The following is a 17,044-nucleotide window of genomic DNA, read 5'->3' on the forward strand; positions in this document are numbered from 1 at the left end:
TTGAGCAGCGCCGCGCCCCGCACCACCGGCCGGGACCACCTGTGGTCGGTGGACGAACACCTGGAGGACATCCTCGCGACCGTCCGCCCCCTCGAACCCATCGAGCTGCAACTCCTCGACGCCCAGGGCTGTGTCCTGGTCGAGGACGTCACGGTGCCGGTCTCCCTGCCGCCGTTCGACAACAGCTCCATGGACGGGTACGCGGTGCGCGTCGCCGATGTCGCGGGCACGAGCGAGGAGTTCCCGGCGGTCCTGGAGGTCGTCGGGGACGTCGCCGCGGGGCAGGCGGAGCTGCTTCAGGTGGGCCCCGGCCAGGCCGCCCGCATCATGACCGGCGCCCCGCTGCCGCCCGGCGCGGAGACGGTCGTCCCCGTCGAGTGGACCGACGGCGGCCTCGGCGAGGGCCCGGTGGCCGGGATGCGCGCGCGCAGTCTCGCCCCCGAGGGCGCCTCCGGACACGTGCACGTGTACCGGCCCGCCGCGGCACGCGCGCATGTGCGCGCCAAGGGCAGCGACGTGAAGGCCGGTGACCGCGCCCTGGAGGCCGGCACCGTCCTCGGCCCGCCGCAGATCGCGCTGCTCGCCGCGATCGGCCGCGGCACGGTCCGGGTACGCCCGCGCCCGCGCGTGGTGGTGATGTCGACCGGCAGCGAACTCGTCCAGCCCGACGAGCAGTTGCGCGACGGCCAGATCTACGACTCCAACAGCTTCGCCCTCACCGCGGCCGCCCGGGACGCCGGTGCCATCGCCTACCGCGTGGGCGCCGTCGCCGACGACGCCGAGACGCTCCGCGACACCATCGAGGACCAGCTGGTGCGCGCCGACCTCATGGTCACCACCGGCGGGGTGAGCGTCGGGGCGTACGACGTCGTCAAGGAGGCGCTGCAGTCCGTCGCCGACGAGGACGAGGCGGGCAGCGGCATCGACTTCCGCAAGCTCGCCATGCAGCCCGGCAAGCCCCAGGGCTTCGGCTCCATCGGCCCCGACCACACCCCGCTGCTGGCCCTCCCCGGCAACCCCGTCTCGTCGTACGTCTCCTTCGAGCTGTTCGTCCGTCCCGCGATCCGCACCCTCATGGGCCTGGAGGACGTCCACCGGCCGCGCGCGACGGCGACCCTGACGGCGGACAAGGCGCTGACCTCGCCGAAGGGGCGCCGGCAGTTCCTGCGCGGCAGCTACGCCGACGGTGCCGTGACCCCGGTCGGCGGCGCCGGATCGCACCTGGTCGCCGCCCTCGCGCACGCCGACGCGCTGATCGTCGTCCCCGAGGACACCGAGTCCGTGGAGCCCGGCGCCGAGGTCGAGGTCGTGCTGCTCGGCTGAGCGCACGCGCGCGTGCCGGTCCTGCTCCGGTGCGCGCGCCGACTTGGCGGTACCGTGTCGCGCACAGCAGGCCCAGCGCCGCACCGCCACGGGCCCGGACCGGGAGCGCCACACAGCATGAGTACGCAGGACCGACTGACCCACATCGACGAGGCGGGCGCGGCCCGCATGGTCGACGTATCGGAGAAGGACGTGACGGCGCGCACCGCCCGCGCGAGCGGGCGCGTCCTGGTCTCGCCCCGCGTGGTCGAGCTGCTGCGCGGCGAGGGCGTGCCCAAGGGCGACGCGCTGGCCACCGCGCGGATCGCGGGCATCATGGGCGCCAAGCGCACCCCGGACCTGATCCCGCTGTGCCACCCGTTGTCGGTGTCAGGTGTGACACTGGACCTGTCGGTCGCGGACGACGCCGTGGAGATCCGGGCCACCGTGAAGACCACCGACCGCACGGGCGTCGAGATGGAGGCCCTCACCGCGGTCTCCGTCGCCGCGCTCACCGTGATCGACATGGTCAAGGCGGTCGACAAGGGAGCGGTCATCACCGACGTACGGGTGGAGGAGAAGACGGGCGGCAAGTCGGGCGACTGGAGCCGGGCATGACCGCCGGGACCCGCCGCGCCCTCGTCGTGACCGCCTCCAACCGCGCCTCCGCGGGCGTCTACGCGGACAAGGGCGGCCCCCTGATCGCCGAAGGGCTGAAGCGCTTCGGGTTCGCCGTCGACGGCCCGCAGGTCGTGCCCGACGGGGATCCCGTGGAGGCCGCGCTGCGTGCCGCCGTGGACGCCGGGTACGACGTCGTCGTCACCACCGGCGGCACCGGCATCTCACCGACCGACCGCACGCCCGAGGCGACCCGCGCGGTGATCGACCACGAGGTGCCGGGCATCGCGGAGGCGATCCGGGCGTTCGGACGCGAGAAGGTGCCGACCGCGGCGCTCTCCCGGGGACTGGCCGGGGTCGCCGGTCGCACGCTGATCGTCAACCTGCCGGGCTCCACCGGCGGGGTGAAGGACGGACTCGCCGTCCTGGAGCCCTTGCTGGTGCACGCCGTCGACCAGCTCCGCGGCGGCGATCACCCCAGACCCGGCGCCGGCAGCGGGGGTGCGAGCTGAACAGCCCTTCCTGGCCCGTCGTGCTGGCGGACGGCGATGTCGTCCTCCGGCCGATAAAGCTGCGCGACCAGCGGGCCTGGCGCGAGGTCAACCGGCGCAACCGGGACTGGCTGCGCCCCTGGGAGGCGACCATTCCGCCGCCCGCCCCCAGCGGGCCGATCACGCACCGGCCGACCTACCGCCAGATGGTCCGGCACTTGCGCTCCGAGGCGAACGCGGGCCGCATGCTGCCCTTCGTCATCGAGTACCAGGGCCGTCTGGTGGGGCAGTTGACGGTCGCCGGGATCACCTGGGGCTCCATGTGCTCGGGGCACGTCGGCTACTGGGTGGACGAGAGCGTCGCCGGCCGCGGGGTGATGCCCACGGCCGTGGCGCTCGTGGTGGACCACTGTTTCCGGACCGTCGGACTGCACCGCGTCGAGGTCTGCATTCGCCCGGAGAACGGACCGAGCCGCCGGGTGGTGGAGAAACTCGGATTCCGTGCGGAGGGGCTCCGGCCCCGTTATCTCCACATCGACGGCGCCTGGCGCGACCATCTCGTGTTCGCCCTCACGGCGGAAGAGGTGCCGGACGGGCTGCTGAGCCGCTGGCGCCGGACACACCGCACACGCAGGGGAATCCCGCACAACCCCGGTAATTGAATAAGTGTTCGAAATTGATCGCAGTGTGACCGTCTCGGCACCCTGAATTACCCGTCCTGTGCGATCTGCTGATCGCATCGGTCACAAAAAAATTTCGAAATATCAGCCAGATCGTGCGACACACCGGCTCAATTGGCAGATGGCCTCACACAAACCCCTCTACCGTGTGAGGCGTGAGCAGCAGCGGCCTCATCTACGCAGTCATTGTCGGGGCCTGGGCCGCCTACTTGGTGCCGATGTGGCTCCGTAGGCAGGACGAGCTGAACGAGGCCCGTCCGACGGAACGCTTCAGCACAGCCATCCGGTTGCTGTCCGGACGGGCCGGGATGGAGCGCCGGTACGCCAAGGACCTGCGTGCGCGCTCCGCCGACGAGGGGGAGCCCAGCGCCGTCGACCCGGACGGTGTCACCGCATCGGTGGACGTCCGGGCCTTCGCCATGCCTCCGACGCGCCCCCAGGCGCAGGCGGTGGTGCCCACGCGCGCGGAGGAGCGGGCGCAGGAGCGCGCGGAGCAGCGGGCCCAGGAGCGGGCGGAGGAGAGGGAACGGCCCGAACCGGCGCGCGCGCAGCCCGCCGCCCCGGCGCCCGAACCCGCCCCGGCCCAGCAGCCCCAGCAGCCTCAGAAGGCGGTCCCCGCCGCACGGCGCACACCGCCCACGGCCGCCGCCGAGGCAGCCGCGGCGCGCGCCCGGCGCACCAAGGTGCTCGCCCGCCGACGGCGTACCACCGTGATGCTCTTCCTCGCCTTCACCTGCGGCACGATCGTCGCCGCCGTCGGAGGGCTCGCCTTCCTGTGGGCGCCCGGCGTGCCGGCCGTGCTGCTCAGCGGATACATCGCGTATCTGCGCAGCCAGGAGCGCCGCCGCTTCGCCTACCAGATGGACCGCCGTCGTGCCGAGGTCGCCGCGCAGCGGCTGAAGGAGCGCGCGCGCCAGCCGCGCCGGCGCACCCCCGCCGACCCCGGCGCGCACCCGGAGGAGCCCGGCGAGGGACCCGCCGCGGGGACCGACCCGGGGCTGTCGGCGCTGGCCGCGGACCGGCGGGCGCTGGTCGAGCAGACCGATCACGCCGAGTGGGTCGACCAGCAGCGCGAGCGTCAGCGGCGGCCGGGGCAGGGCGACAGCTGGGACCCGGTGCCGGTGCCGCTGCCGACGTATGTGACCGCGCCGGTCGCGCCGCGGGCCACCGCCGATGTGGATCTCGGGGCGCCGGACGCGTGGAGCTCGGCGCGTTCCAGCGCGGTCGCGCCGGAGCACGAGACGGAGTCCCGCGCGGACGCGGCCGGGCAGCCGGAGGCGGCGGCCGACGAGGAGCCGGCGGACGGCGGCGGGCGCAGTGACGCCCGCCGGGCCGCGTCCGCGCGGCGGGCCCGTGAGCGGGGACGCACCCCCCTGTTCGACCAGTACGACGACGGCGGGCGGCCGCGCGCGGCCAACGAGTAGGCGCCGGGAACGGATTTCCAGGCGGGCGGATCGGGATGCTAGAGTTTCACTCGTTGCAAGGGCCTGTGGCGCAGTCCGGTAGCGCACCTCGTTCGCATCGAGGGGGCCAGGGGTTCAAATCCCCTCAGGTCCACCGCAACAACTGCACTTGAGAAATCAGGGCAGTTGATGAGATCCCGTCCGATCGGTTGATCGGGCGGGATCTTTTTGTGCCCCGAACTTGCTCCGAACTTGCCCCGAACTCCCCGCCGCCCGGGGGCGGCGGGCCCGCATCAGGGCGTGAGCGGCTTGGCGAAGCACAGGCTCAGATCGTGGAAGCGGTAGTAGCCGAACTTCGCGCACGGCTCATAGCCGCTGGAGCGGTACAGGGCGACGGCCTCCGGCTGCTTCGTGCCCGTCTCCAGCACCATGCGCAGCCGGCCGGCCGCGCGGGCGTCCTCCTCCAGAGCGGCGAGGATGCGCCGGGCGAGGCCACGGCCGCGCATGGCGTCGATCACATACATCCGCTTCAGCTCGGCGTCCCCGTCGAGGTTGCCCTCGCCGTTGGCGTCCTGGACGCGCCAGCCGCCCGAGGCGACCGGGGAGTCGTACGCGTCGTAGGCGATCAGGTACACGCCGTTCGGCCGTTCGAAGTCGGCCGGGTCCATGGGAGTGGCGTCCCCGCCGTCTCCGTAGCGGACGTCGTACTCGGCCTGGACCGCGTCGTTGAGCTTCCTGGCGTCGGGGTGGTCGAAGGGGACGCGACGTATGTGCATGCGGGCAACCGTACATTCATGGGCAGTCGGAATCTGGACTCCGTCCAGTGTGCCGGTATCGTGCCCGGGTGCTCACTGTGACCTCCGTAAATGTGAACGGGCTGCGTGCCGCCGCGAAGAAGGGCTTCGTGGAGTGGCTGGCCGGTACCGCCGCCGATGTGCTGTGCCTCCAGGAGGTGCGCGCGGAGCCCCAGCAGCTGCCCGAGGCCGTGCGCGCGCCCGAGGGCTGGCACGTCGTGCACGCGCCCGCCGCCGCCAAGGGACGCGCGGGGGTCTCCCTCTACGCGCGGCGCGCGCCCGACCGGGTCCAGGTCGGCTTCGGGTCGAGCGAGTTCGACGCGAGCGGACGGTACGTCGAGGCCGATCTGCCCGGTGTGACCGTCGCCTCCCTGTACCTGCCCTCCGGGGAGGTCGGCACCGAGCGCCAGGACGAGAAGGTCCGCTTCATGGGCGAGTTCCTGGCCTACCTCAAGGAGCTGCGCGAGCGTGCCGCCGCCGACGGGCGCGAGGTCTTGGTCTGCGGCGACTGGAACATCGCCCACCAGCAGGCGGACCTGCGGAACTGGCGCGGCAACACCAAGAACTCCGGGTTCCTGCCCGAGGAGCGCGACTGGCTCGGGCGGGTGCTCGACCCGGCCGAGGGCGGGTACGTCGACGTCGTGCGCGCCCTGCACCCGGACACCGAGGGGCCGTACTCCTGGTGGTCGTACCGGGGACGGGCCTTCGACAACGACACGGGCTGGCGCATCGACTACCAGATGGCCACCCCGGGGCTCGCGGACCGGGCGGTCAAGGTGTTCGTGGAACGTGCCGCCAGTCATGCGGAGCGCTGGTCCGACCATGCGCCGGTGACGGTGGTCTACGACCGCCGGCAGCCCTAGGACTGCCTACGACCGCTTGCGCAGCCTCCTGTCCAGGGCGAGGGACAGCTCCGCCTCCACCACGCTCTTGGCGAGGGGGCGCAGGCGGGGCAGGTCCTCCTCGGTGCCGTGGCGCAGGATCAGGTCGGCGAACAGGTCGGCCAGGACGTCGGCGTGCACGCGCAGTTCCTTGCCCGCGGCCAGGACCTCGGCCAGCGGGATGCCCTCGCGGACCAGGGCCGCCGACACCTCCAGCAGCCGGCCGCTGATGTGGACGATGTCCTGGCCGTCGGTGGCGAGATAGCCCAGCTCCAGGGCGGCGGCGAAGTTCTCCGGGGTGACCTCGCCGGCGAAGCGGTCGGCGAGTTCCTCAGGGGTGAGGCGGACCGGGATCTCCTCGGTGGGGGTGTCCATGCCGAGCAGGTCGGCGACGTCCCGGCCGTGGTCGAAGGCCTCGGCGAGGTCCGCGATGCCGCTGAGGGTGTGGCCGCGTTCCAGCAGGGCCGAGATCGTGCGCAGCCGGGCCAGGTGGCGGTCGTCGTACCAGGCGATACGGCCCTCGCGGCGGGGTGGCGGGATGAGCCCTCGTTCGCGGTAGAAACGCAGGGTGCGCACGGTGATGCCGGCCAGCCGGGCCAGCTCCTCCATGCGGTACTCGTGTCGGCCCTCGGGTCGTCCAGCGTCTTCTGCCACGCGGGAAGCCTATGGCGTACCGGGGGTAACTTTCCTTCGTCCACCCCCTACCCATGAGTACGGAGCTGCTCTACCCTCCCATTGCGCCAGTGTTTACTGGCAGAGTCGCACGGCTGTGGAGGGCTTCGGGATGACCGAACACGAGCATGTACGGGTGGCGGTGGTCGGATCCGGGTTCGGAGGGCTCGGGGCCGCGGTGCGGCTGCGGCGCGAGGGCGTCACCGACTTCGTCGTCCTGGAGCGGGCGTCGAGCGTCGGCGGCACCTGGCGGGACAACAGCTATCCCGGCTGTGCCTGTGACGTCCCCTCCCACCTGTACTCCTTCTCCTTCGCGCCCAACCCGGACTGGCCGCGCACCTTCTCCGGGCAGGAGCACATCCGCGCATACCTGGAGCACGTCACGGACGTGTTCCGGCTGCGCCCGCACATCCGCTTCGACTCGGAGGTGAAGCGGATGGCGTGGAACGCCGAGCGGCTGTGCTGGGACATCGAGACCACCAGCGGGAACCTCTCCGCCGACGTCGTCGTCTCCGCGACCGGGCCGCTGTCCGACCCGAAGGTGCCGGACATCCCGGGGCTGGACTCCTTCCCGGGCAAGGTCTTCCACTCCGCCCGCTGGGACCACGACTACGACCTGCGCGGCAAGCGCGTCGCCATGGTCGGCACCGGCGCCTCCGCCATCCAGATCGTGCCGGCCATCCAGCCGGAGGTCTCCCGGCTCACCCTCTTCCAGCGCACCCCGCCGTGGGTGATGCCGCGCATGGACCGCGCGATCAGCGGGGCGGAGCGCTGGCTGCACAAGCGGCTGCCCTTCACCACCCAGGCCCGGCGCGGACTGCTGTGGGGCATCCGGGAGTTGCAGGTCCAGGCGTTCACCAAGCGCCCGAACGAGCTGGGCCTGGTGGAGAAGCTGGCCAGGCAGAACATGACCCGCGCCATCAAGGACCCGGCCCTGCGCGCCAAGCTCACCCCCGACTACCGCATCGGCTGCAAGCGGATCCTGCTCAGCAGCGAGTACTACCCGGCGATCGCCCGGCCGAACGTCGACGTCGTCGCCAGCGGGCTCGCCGAGATCCGCGGCTCGACGGTCGTCGCCGCCGACGGCACCGAGACCGAGGTCGACGCGATCGTCTTCGGCACCGGCTTCCATGTCACCGACATGCCCATCGCGGACCGGGTCGTGGGCGCCGACGGGCAGACGCTGGCCGAGACGTGGAAGGGCGGCATGGAGGCCCTGCGGGGTGCGTCCGCAGCCGGCTTCCCGAACTGGATGACGATCATCGGGCCCAACACGGGCCTCGGCAACTCGTCGATGATCCTGATGATCGAGAGCCAGCTCAACTACCTGGCCGACTTCCTGCGCCAGTTGGACGTGCTCGGCGGACGGGTCGCGCTCGACGCCCGCGCGGAGGCCGTGCACGCCTGGAACCGGCGGGTGCAGGAGCGGATGAAGCGCACGGTGTGGAACACCGGCGGCTGCACCAGCTGGTACCTGGACGAGAACGGGCGCAACACCACCATCTGGCCGGGCACCACGAGCGAGTTCCGGCGGGCGACCCGGCGGGTGGATCTCGCGGAGTACACCGTCGTGCGCGCCGGGGAGCACGAGGGTGCGCCGAGTGCCGCGGCCGTGGCCGAGGGGTCCGCCGGGGCCGGCGAGCGCTCGGAGGTGGACGCGTGAGCCGCCTGACGCACGTGAGCTCCGGCCCCTACGCGCCGCCCACCCCCACCCGCGAACTCACCGCGACCTCCGCCGACGGCGCGCGCCTGCACGTCGAGGTGCACGGCCCCGACGGCGCGCCCCCGGTCGTCCTCGCCCACGGCTGGACCTGCTCCACCGCCTTCTGGGCGGCCCAGATCCGCGAACTGGCCACCGACCACCGGGTCATCGCCTACGACCAGCGCGGCCACGGACGCAGCCCGGCGAGCCGGGCCTGCGGGACCGAGGCACTCGCCGACGACCTGGAAGCCGTACTGAAGGAGACCCTCGCGCCGGCCGAGAAGGCCGTGATCGTGGGGCATTCCATGGGTGGGATGACGGTGCTGGCCGCGGCCGGGCGGCCGGCCTTCCGGGAGCACGCGGCCGCCGTCCTGCTGTGCAGCACCGGATCGTCGCGGCTGGTGGCCGAGGCCACGGTCCTGCCGATGCGGGCCGGGCGGCTGCGGACGTGGCTGACCAAGCGGGTGCTCGGGTCGCGGGCGCCGCTCGGGCCGGTCACACCGCTCGCGCGGCGGATCCTCAAGTACGCCACCATGGGGCCCGGTTCGGCGCCGCACATGGTCGAGGCGTGCGCGCGGATCGTGCACGCCTGTCCGCGGGCGGTGCGGCACTCCTGGTCGCAGGTGCTGGACCTGCTCGATCTCGACCACGGCATACGGGAGATGACGGTACCGGCCGCCGTCGTCGTCGGGACCGCCGACCGGCTCACCCCGCCGGTGCACGCGCGGTCGCTGGCCGCCGCGCTGCCCGCCTGCGTCGGGCTCACCGAGCTGCCCGGCATCGGGCACATGACGCCGGTGGAGGCGCCCGAGCTGATCAGCGCCCGGATTCGTGAACTCGTCGTCACTTACGCACAGATCAAGGAGGGCGCATGAGCAGGGTGAGCCTCGAAGGACAGGTCGCCGTCGTCACCGGAGCGGCGCGGGGCGTGGGCGAACTGCTCGCCCGCAAGCTCTCCGCGCGCGGCGCGAAGGTGGCGCTGGTCGGGCTGGAGCCGGACGCGCTCAAGCAGGTCTCCGAGCGGCTGCACAGCGAGAGCGACCACTGGCACGCCGACGTCACCGACCACGAGGCGATGGCGCGGGTGGCGCGGGAGGTCAAAGAGCGGTTCGGGAAGGTCGACATCGTGGTGGCCAACGCCGGTGTCGCCTCCGGGGGGCCCTTCGTGGACTCCGATCCGGTGGCGTGGCGGCGGGTCATCGAGGTGAACCTCATCGGGTCGGCGGTGACCGCGCGGGCGTTCCTGCCGGTGCTCATGGAGAGCCGCGGCTATCTGCTCCAGATCGCCTCCCTCGCCGCCATCACCCCGGCGCCGATGATGACCGCGTACTGCGCGTCCAAGTCGGGCGTGGAGGCGTACGCGCACAGCCTGCGCGCCGAGGTCGGCTACAAGGGCGTGCGGGTGGGCGTGGGGTACCTGTCCTGGACCGACACGGACATGGTGCGCGGCGCCGACCAGGACGACGTCATGCGGGAGTTGCGGCAGCGGCTGCCGTGGCCGTCGAACAAGACGTATCCGCTGGGGCCCGCGGTCGACCGGATCGTCGCCGGGATCGAGCGCCGGTCCAGTCATGTGTACGGGCAGTGGTGGCTGCGCGGGATGCAGGGCGTGCGGGGGTATCTGCCGGCGGTCATCGGGACGGTCGGGCAGCGCGAGATGCGGCGGTTCGCGGACCGGCTGGACGGGATGCGGATCGGGCTCGTCGGGGCGGGCGGCGCGGCCGACGAACAGGAGAGGGCTACGCACCGTAACTGATCGACATGCGAAGCGTCACCGGGCATGTGAATCTGGTCGAGCTTGATCCCCTCACCCATCACGGGAGTGAAAACTCATGGGCATGAAGGACCAGTTCCAGGAGAAGTCCGAGCAGTTCTCGCAGCAGGCCAAGGACAAGATGCAGCAGGCCCGCGAGCAGGCCTCGCAGCGCGGCAAGCAGCGGGACCGCGACGAGGAGCCGGAGCGCCGCCAGCCGGAGGAGCGCGACCGCTTCGACCAGGACTTCGACGCCTGACGCTGCGCGCGAGCGGAAAGGGTGCCCCCCGATCGGAGGGCACCCTTTCTCATGCGCGGGGGTTCATGCGCGGGGCGGCAGTTGCGGCCTCGACCTGTCCGGTACCTGGGAGTAGTCCGGCGGGTCGGCCGGGGGGTTGGTCTCCAGGAGGTCCAGCGCGAGCCGCACCGCGTCGTCCAGCTGGGTGTTGCGGCCCTCCGCCCAGTCCAGGGGCGTGCGCAGGATCTCCAGGTCGGGGGTGACGCCCTTGTTCTCGATCGACCAGCCGTACGCGTCGAACCAGGCCGCGTTCATCGGCACCGTGATCACCGTGCCGTCGCCCAGCTGGTGGCGGCCGGTCATGCCGACCACGCCGCCCCAGGTGCGCTGGCCCACCACCGGGCCGAGCTTGAGGAGTTTGAAGGCGGCCGTGATCATGTCGCCGTCGGAGGAGGTCGCCTCGTCCGCCAGGGCCACCACCGGCCCGCGCGGCGCGTTCGAGGCGTACGACACCGGCTCGGCGTCGCGCGTGAGGTCCCAGCCGAGGATCGTGCGGGTCAGCTTCTCCACCACCAGTTCGCTGATGTGGCCGCCCGCGTTGCCGCGTACGTCGACGATCAGGGCGGGGCGGGACACCTCCATGCGCAGATCGCGGTTGAACTGGGCCCAGCCGGAGCCGCCCATGTCGGGGATGTGCAGATAGCCGCAGCGCCCGTCGCTCAACTCCCGTACGACCTGGCGGCGTTTGGCCACCCAGTCCTGGTAGCGCAGCGGGCGTTCGTCGATCAGCGGGACCACGGCGACCCGGCGGGAGCGTCCCTCGCCCTCGGCCGGGGTGAACGTCAGCTCCACCGTCGTACCGCCCGCCCCCGCGAGCAGCGGATACGGGCCCGTCACCGGGTCGACCGGGCGGCCGTCGACGTGGGTCAGCACGGCGCCCTCGCGGATCCCCGTCCCGGCGAGCGGGGAGCGGGCCTTGGAGTCGGAGGAGTCGCCGGGGAGGATGCGCCGGAGCGTCCAGCCGTCGTCGCGGCGCACGAAGTTGGCGCCGAGCAGGCCCTGGCGGCGCTGGTAGTGGGGCGGGCCCTCGTTGCGGCGGGCCGCGGCGACATAGGCGTGGGAGGTGCCCAGCTCGCCCAGCACCTCGCGGAGCAGATCGGCGAACTCGTCCGGGGACGCCACCTGTTCGACCAGCGGCCGGTACTGCGTTAGCACCGCGTCCCAGTCGATGCCGCACATGCCGGGGTCCCAGAAGTAGGCGCGGATCAGCCGGCCCGCCTCCTCGTACGCCTGCCGCCACTCGGCGGCGGGGTCGGCCTCGTGCAGGATGCGGCGGGCGTCGATCCACACCGTGGAGTCGCTGTCGCCGCTCTCGGTGGCGGGGACCGCGCGCAGCTCGCCCTCGTCGACCACGACGAGCCGGCTGCCGTCCCCGCTGACCGCGAACCAGTCGAGGTGCTCGACGAGTTCGGACTTCTTCGCCTTGCTGATGTGGAAGTGCTCCAGGGTCGGCCGCCCGCTGGTGTCGTCGGGGTTGGCGAACGTCTCGCCGAGCGCCCCCGAGATCGGCCAGCGCAGCCAGACCAGGCCGCCGCCCGCGACCGGGTGCAGCGCCGAGTACTTGGAGGCGGCGACCGGGAACGGCGTCACCCGGCTCTCCAGGCCCTCGGTCTCCACGGTCACCGCGCAGCTCTCGCCGCCCTCCTCCTCCAACGGGTCCAGGCCCCCGGCGGCCGGACGGCCCTCCGGGTTCAGCGCGAACGGGGAGGGGGTCGCCGAGGAGAGCGGCACCAGATACGGGCGGCAGCCGAGCGGGAAGGACAGGTCGCCGGTGTGGACGTCGTACACCGGGTCGAAGCCGCGCCAGGACAGGAACGCCAGATAGCGGCCGTCGCTGGTGAAGACCGGGTTCTCGTCCTCGAAGCGGCCGTTGGTGACGTCGATGACGAACCGGTCCTTGATCCGGGCCATCTTGATCTGGCGCAGGGAGCGGCCGATGCCGGGATGCGACCAGGTCAGCCAGCAGCCGTCGGGGGAGAACGCGAGGTCGCGGACCGGGCCGTTGGCCGACCGGATCAGCTCGGTCACCGCGCCGCCGGAGTCCTCGGTGGCGTCGAGGAGGAGGAGCCGTCCGTCGTGCGCGGCGATGGCCAGGCGCTCGCCCTCGGGGTCGCAGACCAGCTCCAGCACCCGGCCCAGCTCGCCCGAGGCCAGCCGGCGTGGCGCGCGGTCCCCGGTCGCCCGGGGAAGGTACGCGATCTCGACGGCGTCCTCGCCCTCGGCGTCGGTGACGTAGGCGACCTGGCCGACCGAGCCGAGCATCTCCGGGAGCCGGACCCGTACGCCGGGCGTGTCGGTGATCGTGCGGGCCGGGCCGTCGCGGTGGGTCATCCAGTACAGGCTGCCGCGGACGACGACGGCGCTCGCGCGGCCCGTCTCGTCGACCGAGATGCCGTCGACGTGCTGGGCGGCCGGCACCTGGTAGCGGCGCCGCCCGGCGCGCGGGCCGCTCAGCCGGACGTCGAGCCTGCGCGGCTTGTCCGCGTCGGACAGGCCGTCCACGATCCACAGGTCGCCCGCGCACTGGTAGACCACCCGGGTCCCGTCGCTCGCGGCGTGCCGGGCGTAGAAGGCGTCGTGGTCGGTGTGCCGGCGCAGGTCGGAGCCGTCGTGGGCGCAGGAGTAGAGGTTGCCGACGCCTTCGTGGTCGGAGAGGAAGGCGATCCGGTCGCCGACGAACATGGGGCAGTCCAGATGGCCGTCGAGGCCGGCCAGCAGCCGTTCGCCGTGCAGCCACAGGCGGCCCGTGGCGCCGCCCCGGTAGCGCTTCCAGGCGGCGGGTTCGTGCGGCGGGGTGCCGGTGAGCAGGAGGGTCCTGCGCTCGCCGTCCAGGTCGGCGACCTGGAGGTCGGAGACCGGGCCCCAGGGCAGTTTGCGGCCGGGGGAGCCGTCGGGGGAGACCTTGTAGGCCCAGGTGAAGTACGAGAAGGGCTCGCCGTGGGAGGCGACCGCGAGGATGTCGCTGGTCCCGTCCCGGTCCGGCGGGGTCCAGCCGGTGACCTGGGTGTCCGGGCTGCCCCAGTAGCTCAGTCGGCGGGCCGGTCCGCCCTCGGTCGGGACCAGGTGGATCTCGGGGACGAGACTGCGCCAGCTGGTGTACGCGATCTGCTCGCCGTCCGGCGAGAAGCGCGGGTGGCCCGCCTTGGTGCGGTCCACGGTGAGCCGCCAGGCGCGTCCGGGTCCGTCCAGGGGGGCCAGCCAGAGATCGTCCTCGGCCACGAAGCACAGCAGGTCACCGTTGAGATGAGGGAGGCGAAGATAGCTCACCTCCTCATGCTTTGCCCCGGGATGGGCAGGAGCAACTCGTGCGCAAGCGGACGGCGTGACCCAGAACACGTACGAAACCGTTTCGTTTCGATGGACGGCTGCGCTACCTTCGGACCGTACGAAACGAAACCGTGTCGTTCGCGAGTGGGAGAAGGTGATGAGCCATGACTCAGACCGCCACGGCACGCCGCAGTCGCATCACCCCCGAGCGGGCGGCCGAGCTCTACGGAGCCGTGCTCGACCTGCTCCGCGAGGTCGGCTACGACGCGCTGACCATGGACGCGGTCGCCGCGCGCACCAAGTCCAGCAAGGCCACGCTCTACCGCCAGTGGGGCGGCAAGGCCGAACTGGTCGCGAAGGCCGTACGGCACAGCAAGCCGGGCGGCTCCCTGGACGGGATCGACACCGGCTCGCTCAAGGGCGATCTGCACGCCCTCACCAGGCGGTCGGACGACTGCCAGATGGAGCGGGACTCCGCGCTCATGCGGGGTCTGGCCATGGCGGTGCACTCCAACCCGGACCTCCTGCGGGCGTTCCGGGAGCACCTCGTCGAACCGGAGCTGGCGGACTTGCGGCGCGTGATCCAGCGCGCCGTCGACCGCGGCGAGATCCGTCCGGACAACCCCGCGATCGAGTTCGTGATGCACATGATGATCGGCGGGTTCGCCGCCCGCACGATGATCGACGAACAGCCGCCGACCCAGGCCTTCCTCATCTCGTACATCGACGCCGTGGTCCTCCCCGCCCTCGGCGCACCCACCAGCTGACACCTCCCCAGCAAGCCCTCTCACCTGACGTCACCGCTCACGTCGCCGGGCTGATCCACCCTGCCCTGAACACCCCCACGACATGACCGGGAGTACGCCTCCGTGGCCACGTTTCTCTATCGACTCGGCCGGTTCGCCTTCCGCCGGCGCCACTTCGTCGCCCTGATCTGGGTGGCCCTGCTGACGCTCGCCGGCGTCGGCGCCGCCTCCGCGCCCGCAGCGGGCAGCGGATCCTTCTCCATACCCGGCACCGAGGCCCAGAAGGCCTTCGACCTGCTGGACGAACGGTTCCCCGGGATGAGCGCCGACGGCGCGACCGCCCGGGTCGTCTTCCAGGCGCCCGACGGCCAGAAGCTCTCGGCCGCCGACCACAAGTCGGCCGTCGAGGAGGCGGTGAAGGACCTCGGCACCGGCCCCGAGGTCGTCTCGGTCACCGACCCCTTCGCGACCAAGTCGGTCTCGAAGGACGGCAGCGTCGGCTACGCCCAGGTCCGCTACGAGGTCTCCGGCATGGAGCTGGAGGAGTCCACCAAGGAGGCCCTGGAGCACGCCGCCGAGGACGCGCGGGACTCCGGGCTGACCGTCGAGATCGGCGGTGACGCGCTCCAGGCCACGCCCGAGACCGGCTCCACCGAGATCATCGGCATCGCGGTCGCCGCCGTCGTCCTCGTCATCACCCTGGGCTCGCTGGTCGCCGCCGGACTGCCGCTGCTGACCGCCCTCATCGGCGTGGGCATCGGCGTCTCGACGATCACCGCGCTGGCCAGTGCGCTGGAGCTGGGCTCCACCACCTCCACGCTGGCCATGATGATCGGCCTCGCCGTCGGCATCGACTACGCGCTCTTCATCGTCTCCCGCTACCGCGCCGAACTGGCCGAGGGCCGGGACCGCGAGGAAGCCGTCGGCCGCGCCGTCGGAACGGCCGGCTCCGCGGTGGTCTTCGCCGGTCTCACCGTCGTGATCGCCCTGGTGGGTCTGGCGGTCGTCAACATCCCGATGCTGACGAAGATGGGCGTCGCCGCGGCCGGCACGGTCGTGATCGCGGTCCTGATCGCGCTCACCATGATCCCGGCCCTGCTCGGCTACGCGGGCCGCAAGGTGCAGCCGGCGGGCGCGCGGAGCAAGCGGTTCGGCCGCCGCAAGGCCGCCGCCGAGGACCGTCCGGCCACGCCCAACATGGGCACCCGCTGGGCGAGCTTCGTGGTCCGCCGCCCGGTCGCCGTCCTGCTGTTCGGCATCATCGGGCTCGGCGCCGCCGCGGTCCCGGTCGGCTCGCTGGAGCTCGGTCTGCCCGACGACGGTTCACAGCCCACCTCCACCACCCAGCGCCGCGCCTACGACCTGCTGTCCGAGGGCTTCGGGCCCGGCTTCAACGGCCCGCTGATGGTCGTCGGCGACGCCAAGGGCAGCGACGACCCGAAGGCCGCCGCCGCCGAGGTGGCCGACGAGATCAAGGGCCTGGACGGCGTGGTGACGGTCGCGCCGGCGACGTTCAACAAGGCCGGGGACACCTTCACCATCACCGTCGTCCCCGACTCCAAGCCCTCCTCCACCCAGACCGAGGACCTGGTCCACGCGATCCGGGACACCGGCGCCGGCGTCCAGGCCGACACGGGGACCGAGGTGCTGGTCAGCGGCACCACGGCGATGAACATCGACTTCTCGCAGAAGATGAACGACGCGCTGGTGCCGTATCTCGCGCTCGTGGTGGGCCTCGCCTTCCTCCTGCTGATCGCGGTGTTCCGCTCGATCCTGGTCCCGCTGAAGGCGGCCCTCGGCTTCCTGCTCAGCGTGCTCGCCGCGCTCGGTGCCGTCGTCGCGGTCTTCCAGTGGGGCTGGCTGTCCGGCCTCATGGGCGTGGAGGAGACCGGCCCGATCATGTCGATGATGCCGATCTTCATGGTCGGCGTGGTCTTCGGACTCGCGATGGACTACGAGGTGTTCCTCGTGACCCGGATGCGCGAGGCGTACGTCCACGGCGAGAGCCCCAGCCAGGCCGTGGTCACCGGGTTCAAGCACGGGGCGCGGGTGGTCACCGCCGCCGCGGTGATCATGATGGCCGTCTTCGCCGGCTTCATCGGCTCCTCCGAGTCGATGGTCAAGATGATCGGCTTCGGCCTCGCCATCGCGGTCTTCTTCGACGCGTTCGTGGTCCGGATGGCGATCGTCCCGGCGGTGCTGGCACTGCTCGGCAAGCGCGCCTGGTGGCTGCCGAAGTGGCTGGACCGCGCGCTGCCGAACGTGGACGTCGAGGGCGAGGGCCTGAAGGCCGCGGCCGAGGCGCACGCCGACAAGGACAAGGAGCTGGTACGCGCCTGACGTACCGCTCCTGAGCGAGACCAGCCGGTGAGGGCCGCCGTGGGGACGGCGGCGCCCTCACCGGCTTCCTCGTTCCCGCCGCCCCCGAATCCGGTCG

Annotated in this window: 15 protein-coding genes and 1 tRNA gene; 13 read left to right on the forward strand and 3 right to left on the reverse strand. The window is 72.2% G+C overall.

The genetic code is table 11. The features are described 5' to 3' along the window. The 6 genes from glp to ACWD11_RS15765 all read left to right on the forward strand — a co-directional run bounded on the left by glp (position 1) and on the right by ACWD11_RS15765 (position 4,648). Positions 1-1,323, forward strand: coding sequence for a molybdotransferase-like divisome protein Glp (gene glp / locus ACWD11_RS15740; protein WP_451283473.1), 1,323 nt, complete (start codon positions 1-3; stop codon positions 1,321-1,323). Positions 1,324-1,440: 117 nt separating this feature from the next. After that, a complete protein-coding gene (gene moaC / locus ACWD11_RS15745; RefSeq protein WP_389418272.1) occupies positions 1,441-1,920 on the forward strand; it encodes a cyclic pyranopterin monophosphate synthase MoaC in 480 nt (159 codons plus the stop codon). Then, on the forward strand, positions 1,917-2,432 hold the full coding sequence (locus tag ACWD11_RS15750) for a MogA/MoaB family molybdenum cofactor biosynthesis protein (RefSeq protein WP_389418273.1): 516 nt from the start codon (positions 1,917-1,919) through the stop codon (positions 2,430-2,432). Before moaC ends, ACWD11_RS15750 begins: the two co-directional genes overlap by 4 nt. 20 nt (positions 2,433-2,452) lie before the next feature. Beyond that, the gene (locus ACWD11_RS15755) at positions 2,453-3,073 is read left to right on the forward strand and encodes a GNAT family N-acetyltransferase (RefSeq protein WP_451283475.1); all 621 of its coding nucleotides are present in this window, start codon (positions 2,453-2,455) and stop codon (positions 3,071-3,073) included. A 173-nt stretch (positions 3,074-3,246) separates the two neighbouring features. After that, positions 3,247-4,515: a divisome protein SepX/GlpR gene (sepX, locus tag ACWD11_RS15760; RefSeq protein ID WP_451283477.1), complete on the forward strand. Its 1,269-nt coding sequence runs from the start codon at positions 3,247-3,249 to the stop codon at positions 4,513-4,515. 59 nt (positions 4,516-4,574) lie between these two features. Then, positions 4,575-4,648 (forward strand) — tRNA-Ala (locus ACWD11_RS15765). Between the two features lie 139 nt (positions 4,649-4,787). On the opposite strand, the gene ACWD11_RS15770 is transcribed toward ACWD11_RS15765, so the two are convergent. Then, the gene (locus ACWD11_RS15770) at positions 4,788-5,270 is read right to left on the reverse strand and encodes a GNAT family N-acetyltransferase (RefSeq protein WP_389418276.1); all 483 of its coding nucleotides are present in this window, start codon (positions 5,268-5,270) and stop codon (positions 4,788-4,790) included. 47 nt (positions 5,271-5,317) lie between these two features. Between ACWD11_RS15770 and ACWD11_RS15775 the strand changes: the two genes are divergently transcribed. Beyond that, positions 5,318-6,151, forward strand: a complete 834-nt coding sequence (locus ACWD11_RS15775; RefSeq protein WP_451283480.1) for an exodeoxyribonuclease III — start codon at positions 5,318-5,320, stop codon at positions 6,149-6,151. Positions 6,152-6,157: 6 nt separating this feature from the next. Here ACWD11_RS15775 and ACWD11_RS15780 read toward each other — a convergent pair whose 3' ends face one another. After that, complete coding sequence (locus tag ACWD11_RS15780) at positions 6,158-6,778, reverse strand: MerR family transcriptional regulator (RefSeq protein WP_389418433.1); 621 nt, start codon at positions 6,776-6,778, stop codon at positions 6,158-6,160. A 175-nt stretch (positions 6,779-6,953) separates the two neighbouring features. Here ACWD11_RS15780 and ACWD11_RS15785 point away from each other — a divergent pair, with 175 nt between their 5' ends. From ACWD11_RS15785 to ACWD11_RS15800, 4 genes are all read left to right on the forward strand, one after another. After that, positions 6,954-8,504, forward strand: a complete 1,551-nt coding sequence (locus tag ACWD11_RS15785; protein WP_451283482.1) for a flavin-containing monooxygenase — start codon at positions 6,954-6,956, stop codon at positions 8,502-8,504. After that, positions 8,501-9,418 (forward strand): alpha/beta fold hydrolase, encoded by a 918-nt coding sequence (locus ACWD11_RS15790; protein WP_451283484.1) that lies wholly within the window; start codon positions 8,501-8,503, stop codon positions 9,416-9,418. The genes ACWD11_RS15785 and ACWD11_RS15790 overlap by 4 nt, the downstream gene beginning before the upstream one ends. Next, positions 9,415-10,299, forward strand: a complete 885-nt coding sequence (locus ACWD11_RS15795; protein ID WP_451283486.1) for an SDR family oxidoreductase — start codon at positions 9,415-9,417, stop codon at positions 10,297-10,299. Before ACWD11_RS15790 ends, ACWD11_RS15795 begins: the two co-directional genes overlap by 4 nt. A gap of 76 nt (positions 10,300-10,375) precedes the next feature. Then, positions 10,376-10,555, forward strand: a complete 180-nt coding sequence (locus ACWD11_RS15800; RefSeq protein ID WP_250077555.1) for a hypothetical protein — start codon at positions 10,376-10,378, stop codon at positions 10,553-10,555. A gap of 63 nt (positions 10,556-10,618) precedes the next feature. Here the strand turns inward: ACWD11_RS15800 and ACWD11_RS15805 are convergent, their stop codons facing one another. Beyond that, entirely contained in the window at positions 10,619-13,861 is a 3,243-nt protein-coding gene (locus tag ACWD11_RS15805) for a S41 family peptidase (protein WP_451283488.1), read from the reverse strand. A 164-nt stretch (positions 13,862-14,025) separates the two neighbouring features. Between ACWD11_RS15805 and ACWD11_RS15810 the strand changes: the two genes are divergently transcribed. Further along, a complete protein-coding gene (locus tag ACWD11_RS15810; RefSeq protein ID WP_451283490.1) occupies positions 14,026-14,628 on the forward strand; it encodes a TetR/AcrR family transcriptional regulator in 603 nt (200 codons plus the stop codon). Between the two features lie 102 nt (positions 14,629-14,730). After that, the gene (locus tag ACWD11_RS15815; RefSeq protein WP_451283492.1) at positions 14,731-16,947 is read left to right on the forward strand and encodes an MMPL family transporter; all 2,217 of its coding nucleotides are present in this window, start codon (positions 14,731-14,733) and stop codon (positions 16,945-16,947) included. Positions 16,948-17,044: the final 97 nt, after the last annotated feature.

This window comes from Streptomyces sp. NPDC002776, from assembly GCF_053592195.1.

Excerpts from the sequence above, each read along its gene's own strand:
- moaC (WP_389418272.1), top strand. The coding sequence starts at position 1,441 with ATGAGTACGCAGGACCGACTGACCCACATCGACGAGGCGGGCGCGGCC.
- ACWD11_RS15795 (WP_451283486.1), top strand. The coding sequence starts at position 9,415 with ATGAGCAGGGTGAGCCTCGAAGGACAGGTCGCCGTCGTCACCGGAGCG.
- ACWD11_RS15750 (WP_389418273.1), top strand. The coding sequence starts at position 1,917 with ATGACCGCCGGGACCCGCCGCGCCCTCGTCGTGACCGCCTCCAACCGC.
- ACWD11_RS15785 (WP_451283482.1), top strand. The coding sequence starts at position 6,954 with ATGACCGAACACGAGCATGTACGGGTGGCGGTGGTCGGATCCGGGTTC.
- ACWD11_RS15780 (WP_389418433.1), bottom strand. The coding sequence starts at position 6,778 with ATGGAGGAGCTGGCCCGGCTGGCCGGCATCACCGTGCGCACCCTGCGT.
- ACWD11_RS15770 (WP_389418276.1), bottom strand. The coding sequence starts at position 5,270 with ATGCACATACGTCGCGTCCCCTTCGACCACCCCGACGCCAGGAAGCTC.
- ACWD11_RS15800 (WP_250077555.1), top strand. The coding sequence starts at position 10,376 with ATGGGCATGAAGGACCAGTTCCAGGAGAAGTCCGAGCAGTTCTCGCAG.
- ACWD11_RS15810 (WP_451283490.1), top strand. The coding sequence starts at position 14,026 with ATGACTCAGACCGCCACGGCACGCCGCAGTCGCATCACCCCCGAGCGG.